This is a genomic window from Marinomonas balearica (assembly GCF_004362145.1).
GTDB classification, from domain to species: domain Bacteria; phylum Pseudomonadota; class Gammaproteobacteria; order Pseudomonadales; family Marinomonadaceae; genus Marinomonas; species Marinomonas balearica.
Window position 1 is genome coordinate 334577 of record NZ_SNXC01000010.1, and the last position, 18426, is coordinate 353002.

The 18426-nt window shown below is 45.4% G+C and carries 14 protein-coding genes; 8 read left to right on the forward strand and 6 right to left on the reverse strand.

Annotated elements, in window-relative coordinates; translation table 11 throughout:
- Window positions 1-58: 58 nt before the first annotated feature.
- The 3 genes from DFP79_RS06690 to DFP79_RS06700 are packed head-to-tail and all read right to left on the reverse strand — an operon-like array spanning window position 59 to window position 4165.
- On the reverse strand, window positions 59-1165 hold the full coding sequence (locus tag DFP79_RS06690) for an ABC transporter substrate-binding protein (RefSeq protein WP_133503157.1): 1107 nt from the start codon (window positions 1163-1165) through the stop codon (window positions 59-61).
- Window positions 1162-2340: an ABC transporter ATP-binding protein gene (locus DFP79_RS06695; protein ID WP_133503158.1), complete on the reverse strand. Its 1179-nt coding sequence runs from the start codon at window positions 2338-2340 to the stop codon at window positions 1162-1164. The genes DFP79_RS06690 and DFP79_RS06695 overlap by 4 nt, the downstream gene beginning before the upstream one ends.
- A gap of 4 nt (window positions 2341-2344) precedes the next feature.
- A complete protein-coding gene (locus DFP79_RS06700; RefSeq protein WP_133503159.1) occupies window positions 2345-4165 on the reverse strand; it encodes an ABC transporter permease in 1821 nt (606 codons plus the stop codon).
- 284 nt (window positions 4166-4449) lie between these two features.
- Between DFP79_RS06700 and DFP79_RS06705 the strand changes: the two genes are divergently transcribed.
- Window positions 4450-5265 (forward strand): phosphate/phosphite/phosphonate ABC transporter substrate-binding protein, encoded by an 816-nt coding sequence (locus DFP79_RS06705; protein WP_133503160.1) that lies wholly within the window; start codon window positions 4450-4452, stop codon window positions 5263-5265.
- Between the two features lie 44 nt (window positions 5266-5309).
- Entirely contained in the window at window positions 5310-6926 is a 1617-nt protein-coding gene (locus tag DFP79_RS06710) for a sensor histidine kinase (RefSeq protein WP_133503161.1), read from the forward strand.
- 86 nt (window positions 6927-7012) lie between these two features.
- Here DFP79_RS06710 and acuI read toward each other — a convergent pair whose 3' ends face one another.
- Both acuI and DFP79_RS06720 read right to left on the reverse strand, forming a co-directional pair.
- Window positions 7013-7993 carry an acrylyl-CoA reductase (NADPH) gene (gene acuI / locus DFP79_RS06715; RefSeq protein WP_133503162.1) on the reverse strand — a complete coding sequence of 327 codons (981 nt, stop codon included), beginning with the start codon at window positions 7991-7993 and terminating at the stop codon, window positions 7013-7015.
- A gap of 185 nt (window positions 7994-8178) precedes the next feature.
- Entirely contained in the window at window positions 8179-8862 is a 684-nt protein-coding gene (locus tag DFP79_RS06720) for a nucleotide-binding protein (protein WP_133503163.1), read from the reverse strand.
- 397 nt (window positions 8863-9259) lie between these two features.
- On the opposite strand from DFP79_RS06720, the gene DFP79_RS06725 reads away from it, so the two are divergent.
- On the forward strand, window positions 9260-11509 hold the full coding sequence (locus DFP79_RS06725; RefSeq protein ID WP_133503164.1) for a bifunctional diguanylate cyclase/phosphodiesterase: 2250 nt from the start codon (window positions 9260-9262) through the stop codon (window positions 11507-11509).
- 150 nt (window positions 11510-11659) lie between these two features.
- Here DFP79_RS06725 and DFP79_RS06730 read toward each other — a convergent pair whose 3' ends face one another.
- Complete coding sequence (locus DFP79_RS06730; RefSeq protein WP_133503165.1) at window positions 11660-12487, reverse strand: inositol monophosphatase family protein; 828 nt, start codon at window positions 12485-12487, stop codon at window positions 11660-11662.
- Window positions 12488-12594: 107 nt separating this feature from the next.
- Here DFP79_RS06730 and DFP79_RS06735 point away from each other — a divergent pair, with 107 nt between their 5' ends.
- The 5 genes from DFP79_RS06735 to DFP79_RS06755 are packed head-to-tail and all read left to right on the forward strand — an operon-like array spanning window position 12595 to window position 18420.
- A complete protein-coding gene (locus tag DFP79_RS06735) occupies window positions 12595-14238 on the forward strand; it encodes a phosphotransferase (protein ID WP_133503166.1) in 1644 nt (547 codons plus the stop codon).
- The gene (locus DFP79_RS06740) at window positions 14231-15121 is read left to right on the forward strand and encodes a GAK system ATP-grasp enzyme (protein ID WP_133503167.1); all 891 of its coding nucleotides are present in this window, start codon (window positions 14231-14233) and stop codon (window positions 15119-15121) included. The genes DFP79_RS06735 and DFP79_RS06740 overlap by 8 nt, the downstream gene beginning before the upstream one ends.
- Window positions 15121-16308 carry an HprK-related kinase B gene (locus DFP79_RS06745; RefSeq protein WP_133503168.1) on the forward strand — a complete coding sequence of 396 codons (1188 nt, stop codon included), beginning with the start codon at window positions 15121-15123 and terminating at the stop codon, window positions 16306-16308. Before DFP79_RS06740 ends, DFP79_RS06745 begins: the two co-directional genes overlap by 1 nt.
- Window positions 16309-16338: 30 nt before the next feature.
- Window positions 16339-17058, forward strand: coding sequence for a histidine phosphatase family protein (locus DFP79_RS06750; RefSeq protein ID WP_133503169.1), 720 nt, complete (start codon window positions 16339-16341; stop codon window positions 17056-17058).
- 30 nt (window positions 17059-17088) lie between these two features.
- A complete protein-coding gene (locus DFP79_RS06755; protein WP_133503170.1) occupies window positions 17089-18420 on the forward strand; it encodes a metallophosphoesterase in 1332 nt (443 codons plus the stop codon).
- Window positions 18421-18426 lie beyond the last annotated feature (6 nt).

Below are 18426 nucleotides of genomic sequence, written 5' to 3' on the forward strand. Positions count from 1 at the left end.
TTATGGCATGAAATCAGCAGGCCCTTAACGAGCCTGCTTCGGGTGTGCTGGCGTCGCCTTAAAGCTGACCTGCTCGCGCAAGGGCCCAAAGATCCTGCCAATCCTGACGGCTTGCCCAATCGTCTTTCGAGGTTGCTGGATTGTATTTAAAGAGTTGATCAAGATGAGCGGCAACACCAGAAGGTTCTTGTGTCGGAATCTTGTTGTCGATGTTTGTTGAAATCTTACCGTCGATTGCCTGAGGAGCGAAGCCTTCGCTGGTTAGCATGTAATGTACAAAGAGTTTCGCTGCATTCGGGCTGTCTGTGCCAGCCGTAATCATCATAAACTTAGGATACAGCATGCCGACCATCGGTTTCATTGAGTCACAAATGCCTAACTTCATACCGTTTTTGTTTTCACGGAATTTCGCTGAGGACATGATACCAATGAAATTTTCTTTCGTATCGGGTGCGCCAACGGCGGAGGCAACATCACTATCCGAGTTAGTGAGCAATGGCTGATTACCAGCCAAAGCTGCAACAAAAGCCGCTGTTGCGCTGTCTAGGTCTGTTTTAAGCGGTTTTCCATAATGGGCTTCATAGGCCGCGGCAATGTCAGCATCATGATGCATGGCAAACTGATTGAACCAGTCAGTGTAGATCGACTTGTTCAGAGGATCAGGCATCGCAATGTGACCCTTCCATTTTGGATCTGTCAGCGCCCAAATGTTATCTACTGGGCAACTGTCGTTTAGTGCTGTGTTATATGACCAAACAACAGGTGAGGTTGATACTACCAATGGATCACGGAATTCCGCCGGAATCTTATCCGTCATATCGGCTGGCAAATAGCTCGTTGTGTAACCTGTAGCAAGCAACTGAACGGCAGCAGCGGGTACGTCGGAGATAATAACCACGTCGGATTTGACGTTATTGGCTTTGGTCTCGCCTGTTACCATTTTGATGTTTGCCCCTGCTTTTATTTTCGTCCCAGTTGTTTCAATTCCGTACTTCTTAGCAAAAGCGGCTGCTTGTTTTTTGATTTTACCGGTTGAATCGAACACCGAAAGAGGTGGCTCGGCTTTAGCGGCTAGGATCAAGGCATCGATATTGAAATCTTCAGCCATCGCGGAGGTGGAAACAAGCGCACTGACCAAGAGTGCGTTAGCTGCATTACGAATCATGGGGTGTCCTCAAGTTTTGTTTGAACGAAAGTAGGCGAAGCAAGTTCCGAATTGGAAGACGAAACCATGACTTCAGGTTGTGCTTCGAGGGACAATCGATCCCCTTCAGCGGAAAATAAATGCACGGCGTGTGGGGCAACGTGCACGTAAACGACCTCTCCTTGTTTCCAGTGTGGCGGAGTCTGTGTCGTATGGACGAGGTGGTAGCCTTCGCTACCGGTTTCGTTGCTTCCGACATTCAGCTCAATAATCCACGCTCCGCCTGTCGGTAATATGTCGGTCACGGTTGCGAGCACACTGGATAAGCTGGCATCTCGTCGAAGGTCTATACCTTCTGGGCGTAGCCCCAGTTGAGCGCCAATCGGTGGTGTATCTTGGTAGCCTATTGCTTGTAAGAAGGTTTGCGCTGCGCTTGTATTGGCTGGGATCATGTTTATTGGAGGGTTTCCAATAAACTCGGCCACAAAACGGTTTGCTGGGCGTTCATATATATCGTCTGGTGTGCCAAGTTGTTGTAACTCGCCTTTGCTCATAACCGCAATCTTGGTGGCTAATGTCATGGCTTCCCATTGATCGTGGGTAACAAAGACAATCGTGGTTCCAAACTCCTGATGCAGGCGGGTGAGTTCAGCGCGCATTGATAAACGAAGCGCTGCATCTAGGTTGGATAAGGGCTCGTCCAGAAGAAGAATCCCCGGATTCATCGCCAGTGTTCTAGCCAGTGCGACACGTTGTTGCTGTCCGCCAGAAAGTTGAGCAGGATAACGATCCTCTAAGCCTTCGATCTTAAGCATGACGATCATTTTCGCGACGCGCTCAAGGCGCTCTTCTTTGGACATGCCTTTTAATTTGAGGCCAAATTCTATATTGCGGCTCACTGTCATATGAGGCCAAAGCGCATAAGACTGAAAGACTAAGCCGATATGACGTTTTTCAGGCGGTATGAAAATGCCTTTGGAAACGTTATCAAGCGGCTTGCTGTCAACGGCTATTTCCCCATCACTAAGGTGTTCAAGGCCTGCAATCATCCGCAGTATCGTCGACTTTCCGCAGCCTGAAGGACCGAGGACGCACATAAAAGCACCGTCTTCGATTTCCATCGATACGTTGTCGACAGCAGGTGGATGATCCGCGGTATAGCGTTTAGAAATATTGGTAAGCGTAATGTTCGACATATGGTTAGCTCTCAAGTCCTTGGGCTAAGCCCGTTCCGGTGAGACGATTAATAAGCAAGGTGCCTAATAGAGCGATCAGTGCAATCATCAACACAACGGCGTTAGCGGCCTGGGTATAATTGAAATCGATAAGACGAATTGAGAAGGTGGTTAATACATCCGTTGCGGGAACAGCGAGAATAATAAACAAGCTGACGCCTTTAATGCCGGAAATAAAGGGCATCAGTACGGCAGTGACAAGGGCGTTTCGTTGAATCGGTAATATGATCGAAAACATGCGTCGTAACCAGCCAGCGCCTGCCACACGAGCGCTGTCTTCGACATCGCTGCCGAGTTGCGTCATGGCGGAGATTCCGGCGCGACTGGCAAAAGGCATTTGGTCGGCAACTAAGGCTAAAAATAGAATGATAGGGGTGCCATATAATGCCGGTATAGGACCATGTGGTACCGCGAATAAGGTTAAAAATGCCGCAGCGAATGCAATCCCCGGAACAAGGTAAGGGAAGAACGTAATCTGGCGTAACGTGATTGATACGCTACGTAAAGGCGATCTCAATACGATGTAACCTGTGAGCAATCCTAAGATACCAGCACAAATAGAGGCGCTGCCGACGATTCGAACAGAGCTCCATGCCGCATTCCAAAATTCGGATGACAATAGAATGCCGTTGCGTAACGCGATGGTGTCGAGGTTTGTCCCGATCCAATAATCGAGGGTGAAGTTAGATAAATTGAATCGCCCCGGTAAATGCATGACAGTGGAAAGGGCGAGTGCGCCCATCGGAACGACGACACTGATAAAAAACATGAGTAATGCAATCGAAAAGGCGGGCCATTTTAGAATTCCCAGAGACTGGCGGCGTTCCATCGCGCCTTTTGAACCGATAATGGCAAAGCGGCGTGCTTCTCGCATCATCCATGTGTCTAGTGCGAGCGTTGCCATTCCAACCACTAAAATAACGCCAGCAAAGACGGCTGCGACACCGTTTTGTTGTGTGCCTATTGCGCGGTAAAGCGAGGTGGCAAGTGTTTCAAATTGAACAGGAAGGCCAAGCACATAAGGAACGGAAAACTCCCCAATGGCGTCCGCAAAGATTAATAAAGCAGCAGACATAATGGCGGGACGCATTAATGGAAATACAATCGATAGCGCGACACTGCCTTTACTTGCGCCGAGCATCTGTCCCGCTTCTTCAAGCTGACTGTCTAAGCGGCGTAATGCATTGCCCACCAGCAAGATAACAAATGGAATGTAGTTGAGCGTCATAATGACGATCGTTGGAAACGCGCCATACGAGACCCAATCAGGAAGCTGGAGCCCCATTGCTTCAGCCCAACCGGGTTGACCGCCTATCGTTGCGTTTTTGAACAGAGTGGTCCAAGCAAGTGCAAAGGTCCAAGCCGGTAACATAAATGGAATGATCAGAGCAGTAGATAACCAGCGGCGACCCATTAAGTTTGTGCGAACGAGCAACCAAGCGAGTATCGCGCCAATCACCATCGCGAGGATCATGGATGTGAAAGCCACCATAAGCGTGTTCCAAAGCGGTCGCCAAAAAATGATCGATGACATGCGAGAAGAGAAAACGCGCTCAAGGTAATAGGTCGTTATGCCGCCTGCTTCTGTGCCAGTGCGCATTTCGTCGCCAGATTGGACCGTCATGATCTCAAGCATCACGTTTAGAATCGGCGCGGCAATCAACCAAGCGAAAATAAACAGTAATATGAGCCCGATCAAAAGGGTTGGATCTCGTTGAGCAATGACAAGTTTGTGCCGCAGTCTTCTCATGGGCGACAAGTGTTTGGAATCGGTAACAGCGATCATGCCATCCTCTTATGTTGGTTGATTTGCGGACAACAATAGAAGCTGAATGTTGCAGAGACGTGACATTTTGCAACTAGATGCAAAACAAGGTGAAACTAGTTGCAATTAGGGTTCTTTGCTCGTCGGATTTATACCGAAGGGCGCATGCGTTACGGGTATAAGCTTCCTTAGCGCTTTGATCATGTAAAGTATTGTTATATTGCAGGAAATTTGGTGAAGGGAATCTATAGTTAGAATACAAAACGACGATTCAGTCGCAAGCATGTCATGCAAAAGGAGGAAATATGACGATTCGTATTTTGATGATGGTTTCATTGTTATTCTCAGCAGTTGTGAGTGCACAAGGCTTGACCTTTGGCGTTGTCCCCCAACAGTCTGCTAAAAAGCTGGCGGCAAAGTGGTCGCCTGTTTTGAAGTACATCAGCGATGCCTCAGGTGTCGATATACAGTTTACAACTGCGAAAAATATCCCTGAATTTGAAAAACGTTTGTTGGCGGGAGAATATGATCTTGCTTATATGAACCCATATCACTACATCGTTTTTCATGAAAAACCGGGATACGAAGCGGTCGCTAAGCAAAAGAATAAGCAAATTAAAGGAATTGTAGTTGTCCGCAAAGACAGCACGATTAATAGTTTATCGGAATTACAAGACGCGCAATTAGCGTTCCCGTCGCCTGCGGCGTTTGCCGCGAGTATTTTGCCCCGTGCTCAACTAGCGAAAGACAATATTGCGTTTACTCCGCGATACGTGTCTTCTCATGATTCCGTGTATTTAAATGTCTCGAAAGGCTTTTTTCCGGCAGGCGGTGGCGTGTTGCGCACATTCAACAACACCTCTCCTGAGGTTCGTAAACAGTTGAAAGTTCTTTGGACCACGCAGCCGTACACGTCTCATGCTATTGCGGCTCATCCGCGTGTGGCAAAGGAAAAAGTGCAGAAAATTTTACAGGCTATGCTGCAGATGAACGATGACCCACAAGGCATTGCGTTATTAAAAACACTAAATTTTAAGGGATTAGAGGAAGCAACCAATGACCGCTGGGATGATATTAGAGGCTTAAACATACATCTACTGGAGCACATGATTGAGGAATGACTTCAAGCAAAGGCAGGATGTAAAAGCAAGATAGGAATACAACGATGTCTCTCAAGCTTAAAACGATTCTAGGAGTCGCTTTTATAGAAGCGATTCTACTTGCAGTGTTGATCTCGATGACACTGAACTATTTAGAAACGACCAACTATGAGGGGCTTTATAAACGAGCAACCACAACGGCGACTTTATTTTCTACAACCACAAAAGACGCCGTTATTTCCTATGATCTTGCGTCACTGGATGCCTTCTCAAGTGAGCTGATGAAAAACCCTGATTTAGTCTACGTTAAGGTGCTCAACCCCGACGGGCAGATCTTTGCTCAAGCGGGCGAAAAAAAATACCTAGAAAGAGATTTTATTGAAGATACTGATGTGGCAATGATCAACGACGGTGTGTTTGATGTGCGCGCTGAAATTAACGAAGGAGGGCAATCTTTTGGAGAAATACGTATTGGGATCGATACGTCAGGTTTAACTCAAGCCCTTACCGAAGCGCGATACTGGAGTGCTACTATCGCTTTCGGTGAAATGCTGCTGGTGGCGCTTTTTTCTTACATCCTAGGTTCTTATCTTACCAATCGTTTAAGTAAACTCAGGCAAGCCGCCAACGACATTTCGCATGACAATATGGACATAAAGTTGGACACTAAGGGGAGTGATGAGGTTGCAGAAGTTGCACAGGCTTTTATTCAAATGTCATCGCGTTTGAAACGAGAATCTCAGCGGAGAAGTGTTTACGAGCGAGAATTGAAATCCCTCAACAGCTCGTTAGAGACACGCGTCGAGCGTCGAACTTTGCAGTTGCAAGATAACGTTGCCAAGCTTGAAAAAACCAATGACGCATTGCAGCAGACGCACGCTAAATTGATCCAGTCTGAGAAAATGGCATCAATAGGCACCTTGGCTGCCGGGGTCGCGCATGAGATCAATAATCCGGTCGGCTATGTGATGAGCAATGTTAGAACGCTGGGCGAATATGTAGGCATCTACAGTGAGACAATTACTAAATTGCAGGCTTTAGACAGTCAATCCTCCGAACTTGAACTAATAGAAGCCATTGAAAACATTGAGGAGTGGCTAAAAGAGCAAGACATCGAATTTATTCAATCGGATACCGCATCGTTAATCAAAGATACGGTAGATGGCACAGAGCGAATTCGCGATATCGTTTCTGGTCTGAAAGAGTTTTCCCACTCTGCGCCAGACAAAGTTATGCAGCTTGCGAATCTAAATGAGGCAATAGAGCGAACACTAAAAGTCGCGCACAATGAGCTTAAATACAAATCTCGTGTAACGACATCTCTTGCTGAGATACCGCCTATCGAATGCAATATAGGTCAAATTCAGCAAGTGCTGTTGAATTTGGTGATCAATGCGAATCATGCGGTCGAAGAAAACGGTTTAATTCAGATTAGAAGTGGTGTTTCAGGCCAAGACGTATTTGTGTCTGTGCGGGACAATGGTTGCGGAATTCCGGCTGAAATTAAGAAGAAAATCTTTGATCCGTTTTTTACTACCAAGGGCGTTGGGTCAGGCACAGGTCTTGGGCTGTCCATTGTTTATGGCATTATGAAAGATCATCGAGGAAGGATCGATCTGGAAAGTACCCCCAAAAAAGGCTCAAAGTTTACGCTGTATTTTCCGATCCAAAGTCACATCTAAGCTTGGGAAAACCGCATCTTAGCGATGAGGGAGAAGAGTGTAAGCGACCTGTATCGTATTACTTACACTCTAATCTTAACGCTGTACTACGACATTGTTTTTACGACCAGTCGGCCTCTAACTTCACCCGCGAGAAGCGCTTCGGATTTCTCGATGGCCTCATCCAGAGCGATGTCTGTTGTCAGTGATTCAAGCAACTCTAAATCAAGGTCCGTAGCCAAACGCGACCATGCTTCCATGCGTTTCTCATAAGGGCACATAACGCTGTCGACCCCAGCCAGTTTCACGCCACGTAAAATAAACGGAGCAACAGACGCTGGGAAATCCATACCGCCAGCCAGTCCGCAGGCCGCGACTACACCACCGTATTGGGTTGTTGCGCACGCGTTTGCTAGTACATGAGAACCAACAACATCGATGACACCTGCCCAGCGCTCTCTGCCAAGAGGACGTCCCGGTTGAGACATTTCTGCTCGATCTAAAATATCGTGCGCGCCAAGTGATTTAAGGTAATCAGCCTGTGATGCACGTCCTGTTAGCGCAATAACTTTGTAGCCTAATTTAGCAAGGATTGCGATGGCCACACTGCCTACACCGCCGGCAGCGCCCGTTACCAGAATTTCTCCGTCTTCAGGTTTAACGCCGTGCTTTTCAAGCTCTAAAACACATAGCATGGCAGTGTAACCTGCGGTGCCAATTGCCATCGCTTGACGGGCATTAAACGCCGCGGGTAGAGGAATAAGCCAATCCGATTTTACTCGTGCTCGTTCAGCTAAACCGCCACAATGGCGTTCGCCGACACCCCAGCCATTTAAAACGACAGTGTCGCCTTCTTTGAAATTCGGAGAATCGGATTGAATAACTTTGCCTGCGAAATCAATCCCGGGAATCATTGGGAATTGACGAACAACGGGGGATTTACCAGTAATAGCCAACGCGTCTTTGTAATTTAGGCCCGAGTACTCAACTTCGACGGTGACATCACCTTCTGGTAATAAATTTTCATCGAAGTTTTTTAATTCTGTTTGATATTCATTGTTGTTGTTTTCAATTAGCAAAGCTTTCATCTAAGTTACTCCATAAACCTTTAACTTTAAGTTGCAGGGAAAAGCTTACATCAAACGATGTTGTTGCAGGGGTATATTAGTAGACAATAATTAGTAAGGAATTAGGATCTTTATTCAGATAGGTTATAAAAAAAACAGTAACCAAAGAAAGCTGAGGCTTTCTTTGGTTGGGGGTTATGAGCGGGTTAACCGAGCTGATCCAGTTGTTCATACGCATTGCGCAGCCATACTCGCATACGTTGGCGCTCTGCGATATTCATCAGGCTTTTATTATTTGCAACGGCCCAAAAACTGCTGTTATTGAAATCCATCTTTTGGGTGAGCTTGGTTTGCAGCTTTGGCAGATCGAGTATTAGGGCGTCCTGTTTTTCGGCTGCTTTAAACGTAGCGGAAGCCTTGAAACGAGAAAAGTCTGATCCACGCCCGTAGTTTTGTACAACGACAAAATCCACTTCCGAATCTTTGTATTGATTCAGTAATTTATCGAGTAAAGAGACAGAATCTGCACCGTCATCCATTACATGCCATAGACACACTTGATAGCCTAGCTCGTCAAGTAATCCAAACACATCGGTTTCGGCAATCCATTTATCGAGTGGTTTCGCAGACTGTGCTGCTAGATCGATAATCAGGTCTTTTTCAGGGAATTCTTCAATTGTGGCTAACATTCCATCCAAGCTGTCGTCGTCGCCAATAACCACAGAAGAAGCGAAGTCGCTGTAGAAACGAGAGAAGGTTGCGTGGGAGGAATCGCAATCGAATCCCACAAAATCCAGATCTTTGTCGATGTGATATTGAGCCAGTAAACGGGCTGTCATGGATTTGCCAACACCGCCTTTTTCTCCACCAATAAAATGTACCTTACGCATTTTTTGCTCCTTTATATTGTATTTAATGCGAGGCACCGCTTGGCAGCCGTCTCGAAAACCTTTTACAACAGCCTGCTTTGCGGTACGTAAGCAATGTAGGTGTGAGACCTCTAACCACCATACAGTAAGAATGTGACGAATAAAATCGATAAGAACGTTTCGTTATCAAATGTCGATTCAGAGACGAGCCTTCGTGTTTCTACTTTTTCTAACTTGTTCATGAGCCTTCAATAACCGTGATGTTAAGACGTTAGTTGAATAGACAACCCACATAAGGCGGATAACACCATGCTATAACACTGACGTGGATCAATGCTCGTTCAGGAGGGGATAGGCGATTCGCCAGTCGTTAAGTACACTCGAGTGAAAAATTTTGCTTATAGTTGGAAAGAGAAATATGGTCGAACAATTGCCTAAAAATGTAAGAGAGTTGATCATCGCCTTCACCGTCTTTTTTTCTATACTGGCTGCTGGTTTATATATCACCAAGTTATCAAACGATAATTTTTTAAGCAGTCAGCGATTGCTTCTTTCAGGAATCTCACGTTCAAAAGCATCAAATATTGAAAGACGAATCTCATATTCCTTTACCTCTGTTCGTGTGTTGGCCCACGAGGTGAAGCGAGCGGGAGGCACGTTACCGGATTTTGAAGATTATGCGCGAAACATCAGCCGCTCAATAGAAGGCGTCGCCAGTTTGAATCTCGCGCCTAACGGAGTGATAACGCAGGTTTACCCATTGGAGACGAGCCGTATAGCGTTAGGCATTAATGTTATGAAAGATCCGAAGTATCGTGAAGCGGCTACCCACTCGATCAAAACCAAAAATATGATAACTGTGGGTCCTGTACCGTTGCGTCAGGGTGGTGTTGCCGTTATCGGGCGCTATCCCATTTTTATGGAAGATGAGCACGGTGAGGAATCATTTTGGGGTTTTTCGACAGCGCTGGTAAGGTTAGACACACTGTTAAAAGATTCTGGTTTTGATCAGCTGGAGAGTGAAGGGTATAGCTTTAGGCTAACTCGCGAACACAGCGATACGCATGAGCCATTAGAGATCTATCGTTCAAAAGCGGATCTTGAGCATGATGTTGTTGCAACGTCTCAAATTAAGCTGCCATCTACAACTTGGACATTAACATTGTCACTGAGTGCTCAACAGGCTATTTACGGTCGTTCAGTCAACGGAGCATTGATTTCATTTTTAGTCGCGTTAGGATTTTCCATCGCGCTGTACTCTATATTGCTACAACCGCGTCGACTCAAAGAACAAGTAATAAATAAAACCAAAGAGCTTCAGGAGCTGGCACACGGCGACCCTCTAACTGGGCTTCCTAATCGCCGGTATCTCAATGAACGGGTGCCTTCGTTAATACAGCATATCATTAAGCATAAGAAACTGGGTGCGTTCATCTATTTTGATCTTGATAATTTTAAGTCGATCAATGACTCGATCGGTCACGATATTGGCGATGAAGTGCTTACGCAAGTGGCTGCAAGGTTAAAAAATGTCGTGGGCGACACGGGCAAAGTGATCCGATTGGGCGGGGATGAGTTTGGCATTCTGTTAGAAAGCGCCAAAGACGAACAAAGCATCCTAAAAATGGCCGATACCATATTGGATTCCGTCCAATATACGTTAAAAATACGTCAAAGAGAGTTTAGGCTAAGCACTTCTCTTGGTATTGCGTATATCCCTCAACACGGTTCAAAGGTACTCAGTCTAATGCAAAACGCAGACATGGCTCTGTATCAAGCAAAACGCAAAGGAAGGAATCGTTACGAAGTATTCACGGAAGGTATGCGCTTATGCACAGTAGAGTTAAACCAAGGTCGGATAACATTAGAACGCGGCATTCAAAATTCACAAATAGAGCTGTATTACCAACCTCAATTTGATTTAGCCAGTAAGAGTATTGTCAGTGCTGAAGTGCTTATTCGCTGGAATCACCCTAGACGCGGACTTTTGTTTCCAGACAGCTTTATTTCTACCGCAGAAGAAACTGGGTTAATCGTTGCGTTGGGTAATTATGTTATTGAAAAAACCTTTCAATATCAGGCGAAAAGAATGGCGCAAGGTATGCCGCCGATGTGCTTGCATATTAACGTGTCACCTATCCACGTGAATGACCCTCATTTGCTCGATTTCGTGAAAAAGATGATCTACCTGTACCAAGTGCCCGGTGATCTTATTGGCCTAGAAATTACTGAGACCGTGTTGGTTGAAGATTTAAATCAAGCCGTGAAAGTTCTCTGTGCGATTAAAGCGCTGGGAGTGCGTATTGCGATTGATGATTTTGGAACAGGCTTTTCTTCTTTGAGTCAGTTAAAGAATTTACCGGTCGACATCCTTAAAATTGATCGCAGTTTTGTGAAAGACATCGAACACGATCAAAACGATCGCATGATTGTTGAAGCGATCATTGCGATGGCGCATAAGCTGAATATCGAAGTAATAGCAGAAGGCATCGAGACGCCAGAACAGATGCAAATGTTAGAAGGCTATTGCTGCGACACAGGGCAGGGATACTTAGTGAGTAAGGCGGTTCGTGAGCCTGAGTTTAGTCGAATGGATCTCGATATCAGAGGAAAAGTGATCAACGCGTTTGGGATTGAAAACAAGGCGCTGTATTCAAATGCCAGATAGCGCTTCTGCACGAGTGTGTATAGAGCCATAAAAAAAGCGAAATAAGAGAAAATACTGCGGCATTTTAAGTCTATAGACTGCGCAGCTATTTTCTCTTAAAACGTCAAAAGTCCAACTCGCACTTTATTTTCTAGCTCTTCGCTATTTGTATCAGGGCTCGATTTCGAACCAATCCGCCAGTTTGTGCCATTGCTCTTCTGATTGAGCGACAAGCAGTTTACCGTTCTCCATCGTAGCGGAATAATCGGAGCCATTTAGAAGTTGGCAATATCCACCAGCTTCTTGAAGGATCAACACACCTGCGGCATGATCCCACGGGTTCATTTTTAAGTAGAGCCCGAAATTAAAATGGCCTATCGCTAATTGTCGATAGGCGTGGCAAGAGGGTAGGCTGTGAATACGAGCAAAGGCAGTAGACTTAACCGCCAGATGGCGATTCATCTCAGGACCGTAAGAATAGAAAGACAGTATCCCCAGCATTTTCTTAAGATCCAATTCCGGTTCAATAGACAGTTTGATCGGATCACTGTTTGGACGAACTAAAAACGCGCCTTCACCTTTGTTTGCATAAACGTAATCATCATGAACCGGATCGTATAGCAGTCCAAAGACCGTTACACCTTTAACAACGACCGCGATAATCACACCAAAATCCGATAATCCATTTGCAAAATTCCAAGTGCCGTCAATGGGGTCTATTATCATGCAAGTGTCGGCGGTCTCGATGTTTTTTAGCAGTTCAGGGCTTTCTGCGACCGCTTCTTCGCCCACAATAGTCCAATTTGGAAATTTTTCTGCTATCTTTTCAGTAATATAGCGTTCACATGCTTGATCTGCGACGGTTACCAGATCAAGTTGGGAGGATTTACTTGCAATTTGATCGGCATCCAAGTGTCTGAAATGCGGCATGATGATGTCACGGGCAGCATCTCGAATAACGTTTAAAATTATTGATTGGCTGTCTTGATTCAGATTCATGTTTATATGATCCCTAAAAGCTTATATTGAGTATTGTCACGGAAACTTAACAATTGGACTCTGTGAATTCAGTATAGTAGTCGGCAATTTATAACGGTAAGGAAAACATGCCAACACCGCCACCCTCTTCGGCAGTACAAGAGAATATCTATTTTCTCCTGAATGAAGTAGAAAAGCACTGCCATTTTGTTGAACTTTTTTTTAAAACTCATTCTGTTGAGCTTTTACCTCGTATTCGTGCAAGGCGCGGTTATGTTCAAACGCTTCGCGAGAAAATAGAACGCGAATGCGCACTCATGATCAAGCGGCGCAAACCGGGTACGGCATTCTACAATCAGGTTACAGCCACTCGTGCTTTAGCGAACGCTTTGCAAGGGATCTCTTCACATTGCATAGAATGTGTTCAGGAAGGCACTTTAGATGAGCCTTACCAACACCCTGTTAATGATCTGTGTCGAAAGCTTATACGTCGAATAGACCGCTCAATTAATCTTGTAAAGCTTGGAATGAATACGTCTCAACGCCGTACAGGGATCAAATTAGCACGACGCACGCGACGTTTATTAGACATATACGACGATATTCAATCGAGAACACTTTCAGCCAAACAATCGCTCACGGACGATCAGCTAAGAGCCGCCGTCCTGTGTAATTACGGACTAAAGCGTTTGATTAAACAACTTGCATTAGTCGGTGAGGCTTTAATCAAGGCGGATCTGGGGCAAGTGGCCACATTACAAAACTTTGATCACCTGAGAGATACCGCTTCATCGCTAAATTATGATCTCAACGATTTGAAAGTGAGACGCCTAGCCTTGACGCGTTCTGGCAGCGCCATTGCGGCGATTTCTCATAAAAATGAGAATGGTAAAGACATCCTCGCGGTATACAAAGAAGGCGATCACACCAAGATCGAAGAAGAAATTCAAGGTGTAAAACAGTGGCGAAAAGTTGATCCAAGGCTTGCTCCTAATGTGTTGGCGCAGGCAAAAGCCGACGGTGAAAATTCAGCCTTACTGATTGAACACATTCAAGGAAGCACGTTCGAAGCGTTATTGTTAGAAGAACGTAAAAGTGGCGTCAAGGCTGCTTTGAAGGCGCTGTTTAAAACGCTCAATAGCTCTTGGAAAGAAACCTATACCCCAGAGCAATCTTACGCGAAATTCATGCAACAACTGGAAAAACGGGTCGAAGACAGCAAAAAAGTACACCCAGATTTCTTTGCGCCCGAGCAGCATATCTGTGGGCTTCGACGTTTGGCTTTTGATGATCTAACCCAGATTGTAGCTAAGAAAGAGTCGACATGGAGAGCGCCATTTTCAGTGCTGATTCATGGTGATTTCAACGTTGATAATTTGATATACGACGATTCCGAAGATCGAATCTATTTTATTGATTTACACCGTTCCGACTACTTTGACTACGTGCAAGATATCTCTGTTTTAATGGTGTCCATTTATCGGTTGCAGGTGCTGAGCGGATCGACTCGCAAGCTCATGATGGAAAGCGCTAAAGAGATTTATCAATTCGGTAAACGGTTTGCAAAACGTCACAACGATACAACATTTGAGCTTCGTTTAGCGGCGGGGCTCGCACGATCTTTTGCAACCTCAACACGGTTTATTTTCGACAAAAAATTGTCGTCTAAAATGCATTTAAGATCTCGATATTTATTGGAAAAATTGGCGGCATTGCCACAAGAAAACGAATCTAAGTTTAAAATTCCACTTAAGGAGCTTTATATTGAATAAGCCCAAAATCGGAGTCATCGGTACTCCAGGTAAATGGTCAACAGAAGTACTAGCGGAACGTTTAAAAGAGCGTACGGGATACAGCTTAGTCATCGACATGAAGGAAGTTGAACTTCGTCTGGATACTAATCAGCTTATTTACCGAGGCGTGGATCTTTCGCAATTGGATGGACTTATTGTTAAAAAGATCAGTGAAGTGTATTCACCAGCCACTGAAGACCGCATTCATATGTTGTCTCACATGGAAAATCTTGGCATCAAAATCTTCAGCCCTGCACGCAGCATGGGCAAGCTCATTAATCGATTAAGTGGAACACTGGCGCTACAAGCTGGAAACGTTCCTATGCCTAAAACACGCATCACGGAAAGTGAAGAACAAGCGTTTACGAGCGTTCGTGAGTTTGGTTCCGCTATTTTGAAACCGTTATATTCGACGAAAGCGCGAGGAATGGAAATCCTAACGGCCGACGATTCCGATGAAAAAGTTAAGGAAACGCTGAAAGCGTATCGACAAGCGAACTCGATTTTTTACATTCAGCAAACCGTTGAATTAGACGGGCGTGATCTAGGAATGGTCTTCCTTGGTGGCGAGTATTTGTGTACGTATGCGCGTGTGGGTAATAAAGACTCTTGGAACACCACGATCAACAGTGGTGGCAAATACGAATTGTTCGAGCCTACACCTGAGCTGATCGAGCTAGGCCGTCAAGCTCAAGGGTGCTTTGATTTGAGTTTTACAACGGTAGACATCGCCTTGACCAATCAAGGCCCCGTTGTCTTTGAAGTATCTGCCTTTGGTGGGTTCAAAGGCGCTTTAGAAGGCTGCAATATAGATGCAGCGGCAGCCTATGCAGATTACGTACTAAAAGAGGTTGCTAAATAATGACGATGACACAAAGTAAAATGGACGAATCTACGCAATCAAACAACGTCTTGTTCACAGACGAACAGCTAAATGAAAAACGTAATCTTTGTGAGTTCAGCGCGTCTTTAACGTTTGGTGATTTGGGCGTTAAATTGTTTAGCAACAACGAGGCGTTGTTGTCTGAATTAACACAATACTATAAAAGCTACGTTTCACCAGAAACACAAGAAGCGATCGAAACTCAAACCATCGAGGTTTACTTTGTCGAACAAGCTAATACAGGCGACGATTTAGACTGGTTAGAAGTGCCTCGTGAAGTCGGTAAAACGGGCAAAAAAGAAGGCTACCTTGATGTCGAAGGTGGACGTTGGATCAAAAAATTCAAAACGGGTATGTGCTTTTTACAACGTAAAGAGCGCCCTGTAGCGGTTGGCCAGTGCGCCGAAAACCTCGCGCAAATGGTGAACTTCATCAACAACCAATTCTTGAATCACCACCTTCGTCAAGGCTTTATGCTTGGACACGCTGCCGCGTTTTCTCGTGTTGATGAAAGCGGTGTAGCGAGCGTAACGGCGATCGCAGCCGGCTCTGGCGGCGGTAAATCGACCACAATGTTGCGTTGTCTCGAAGACGAATTAAATGCTTTTTTGACGAACGACCGCCTACTGTTTGTGAAACGAGACGCTGTTGAGAGCGACGAATCAATTCAAACCGAAAGCACTCAAACAGAGACCCAAACCATCGGCTTGGCAAAGCTTCCACGAGTTAATCCCGGAACCTTATTACATTCAGATCGCTTACGTCATATCTTACCTGAAGCGCGTCAGAAAGAGCTGCTTGAGCTGCCACAATCTGAACTTTGGACATTAGAAGAGAAATACGATGTTCAAATCGAAGACGAATACGGCAAAGGCCGCGTTGCTTTGAAGGGTGAGTTTAAAAACTTGGTTATGCTAGACTGGTCTCTAAACTCCGACGAGCCGACACAGCTTAAAGCGGTTGATTTGCAAAAAGAGCCAGAACAAATCGAAGGTCTACGCAAACGCCCAGGGCCGTTCTATCAAGATGAGAATGGCAAGTTTGCAGATCTAGATGTTATGGATTCTACCGAAAAATACTGCGACGCATTGAGTCATGTGAACGTCTATCGTTTGACGGGAAATATTGATTTTGATCGAGCTTTTGAACTGATCAACGCGCTGTAAAGACAAACCGAAAGAGCGTATAAATAAAGTATGAAACAACGCCAGCAGACTCGTTGTGCACTGATTCGACACGGTGCATACGAGCAACTAAAAAATGTGCCGAGTGCGCTACAGCCGTTTCCCCTTACGGAGGAGGGGGAAAAAGAAGTACGCCATCAGGCACGCTTGTTTGGCGAATGGCTCAAAGAATCGGGAAATAAGCTAAACCCTGTTGTGGATTCGTCTAGCTTGTTACGAGCTTGGCAAACGGCCAGTATTTACATCGAAGAGTTAAACGACTTCTTTGTGTCTGAACCAGTGTTAACTGGGTATCCTGAACTGTGTGAGCGCAGTGTTGGAGCCGTAGCGAATCTGCCAATAGCTGAAATCGAGCGCTTACTGGCGTTAGATCCAAGGTTCGGTGTCCCGCCAGAAAACTGGAAATCGGACAGCTACTACAAGCTGCCGTTCGACGGTGCAGAATCATTGATCGAAGCAGGGCAGCGCGTCGCGGATCATATTGCTCAATGGCAAAACCATGTTCATGACGACGAAAAAATGAATGATCCCCAATTAATAAAATTGTTTGTGGGACACGGCGCCTCAATTCGACACGCTGCATTTCATCTTAATGTCATAAACTTTTGCGATATTAAGCGACTAAGTATGTACTATGGGCATCCTGTGGTTTTTGAATTTGTTAAAGATAAGCATTCGACCAAACTTTTCGGGGATTGGAAAAAGCGTCAGATCCAAGAAGTGCCAGATTGATCCAGCCCACTCTGAATAAATAGGTTTATAATGCGAAATCCTCTACCTAAGGTGTCTAAACGCCCACAACACAAAGAAATCATTGCTCGTCTTCCAACAGAGTGGACGCCTTGGCCTCACGATAAAAGCTCATGTAACGCAGCGGTACGAGAACCGCACGACGCGCCAAATAACAAGCATTGGAAAAAGAAAGTGTACTGGCCCAAAAAACCAGTTGTCTTTATTTCCGACCCGCATGCCGATGCAACTGCTTTCGAAGCGTCTCTGATCGGTGCAGGCCTTGTTGAGCGAAAATCTAAAAAAGACGGTCTTTGCAAGTACACTTTAACCAAAGTGGGCAAAAAAACAGAGATCGTCATCGGTGGTGATTGCCTTGATAAAGGCCCAAGCAATCTCGATTTATTGCGAAGCGTAAAACACCTGTATCGCTTGAAAGCAAACGTCACCTTATTAGCTGGTAATCATGATTTACGCCTATTAATGGGGCTGTTGGCCATTGCACGCAAGAAAGATGTGGGTAATCAGCACTTGTTTGTCCGTATGGGTAAAAAAGTGGTGCCCCTGTTTCGAGAAGTGTTCGACCAATACCTTGACGGCAAGAAGTGGGACAAAAAAATCCCAGACGAAGACGCATGCCGTCAAAAGCTGTTTCCGGGCGACGAGTGGTTTAAAGAGTTTCCGTTTCATGCCGCTGGATTTTTGACCGCAGAAGGCATTGACCGTGAAGTCCGTAAGATGGAATCAAAATCCCACAGCTTCGAACAACATTGTCGTGACGCAGGCTTAAGCCTTCGACAAGTCTATGCGGCATCGCTTGTCTGTCAGAAGCTGTTTTTGCATAAAAAAGGTGAGTTCAACTGGTTCTTCCGTAAAATGGAACTGGTTGCTAAACGTGGCTCTTTCTTATTTTTGCATGCTGGACTTGATGACATAATGGGCGAAGTGTTACTTAAAAATGGCACAAAATACGCGAACAAAGCGTTCCATAAGAACCTACAGCGCCGCGACTTATTTGGTTTTTACTACAGCTCAATCGCCAACACCTTCCGTACAAAATATCGCGATGCTGATTTGCCGTTGACCGAACGTGGCGTCACCGCGATCCATAAAGCGGGCATAAAAGTCGTTGTTCAAGGACACGTAAACCGTAACGAAGGCCAGCGAATCACGATCAAAAAAGGTCTGGTTCACATTGAAGGGGACGTAACGCTCGACGAGCATTCCCGTCAACAAGAAGGCTTGCAAGGATACGGAATTGGTGCGACATTAATCGACAAGAAAAAAGGTGTGGTTGGCATCAGCTGTGATTATCCAACGGCTAAAGTCTTGCGACCGAATGAACTTCATAATATTTACGCGTGATGGACT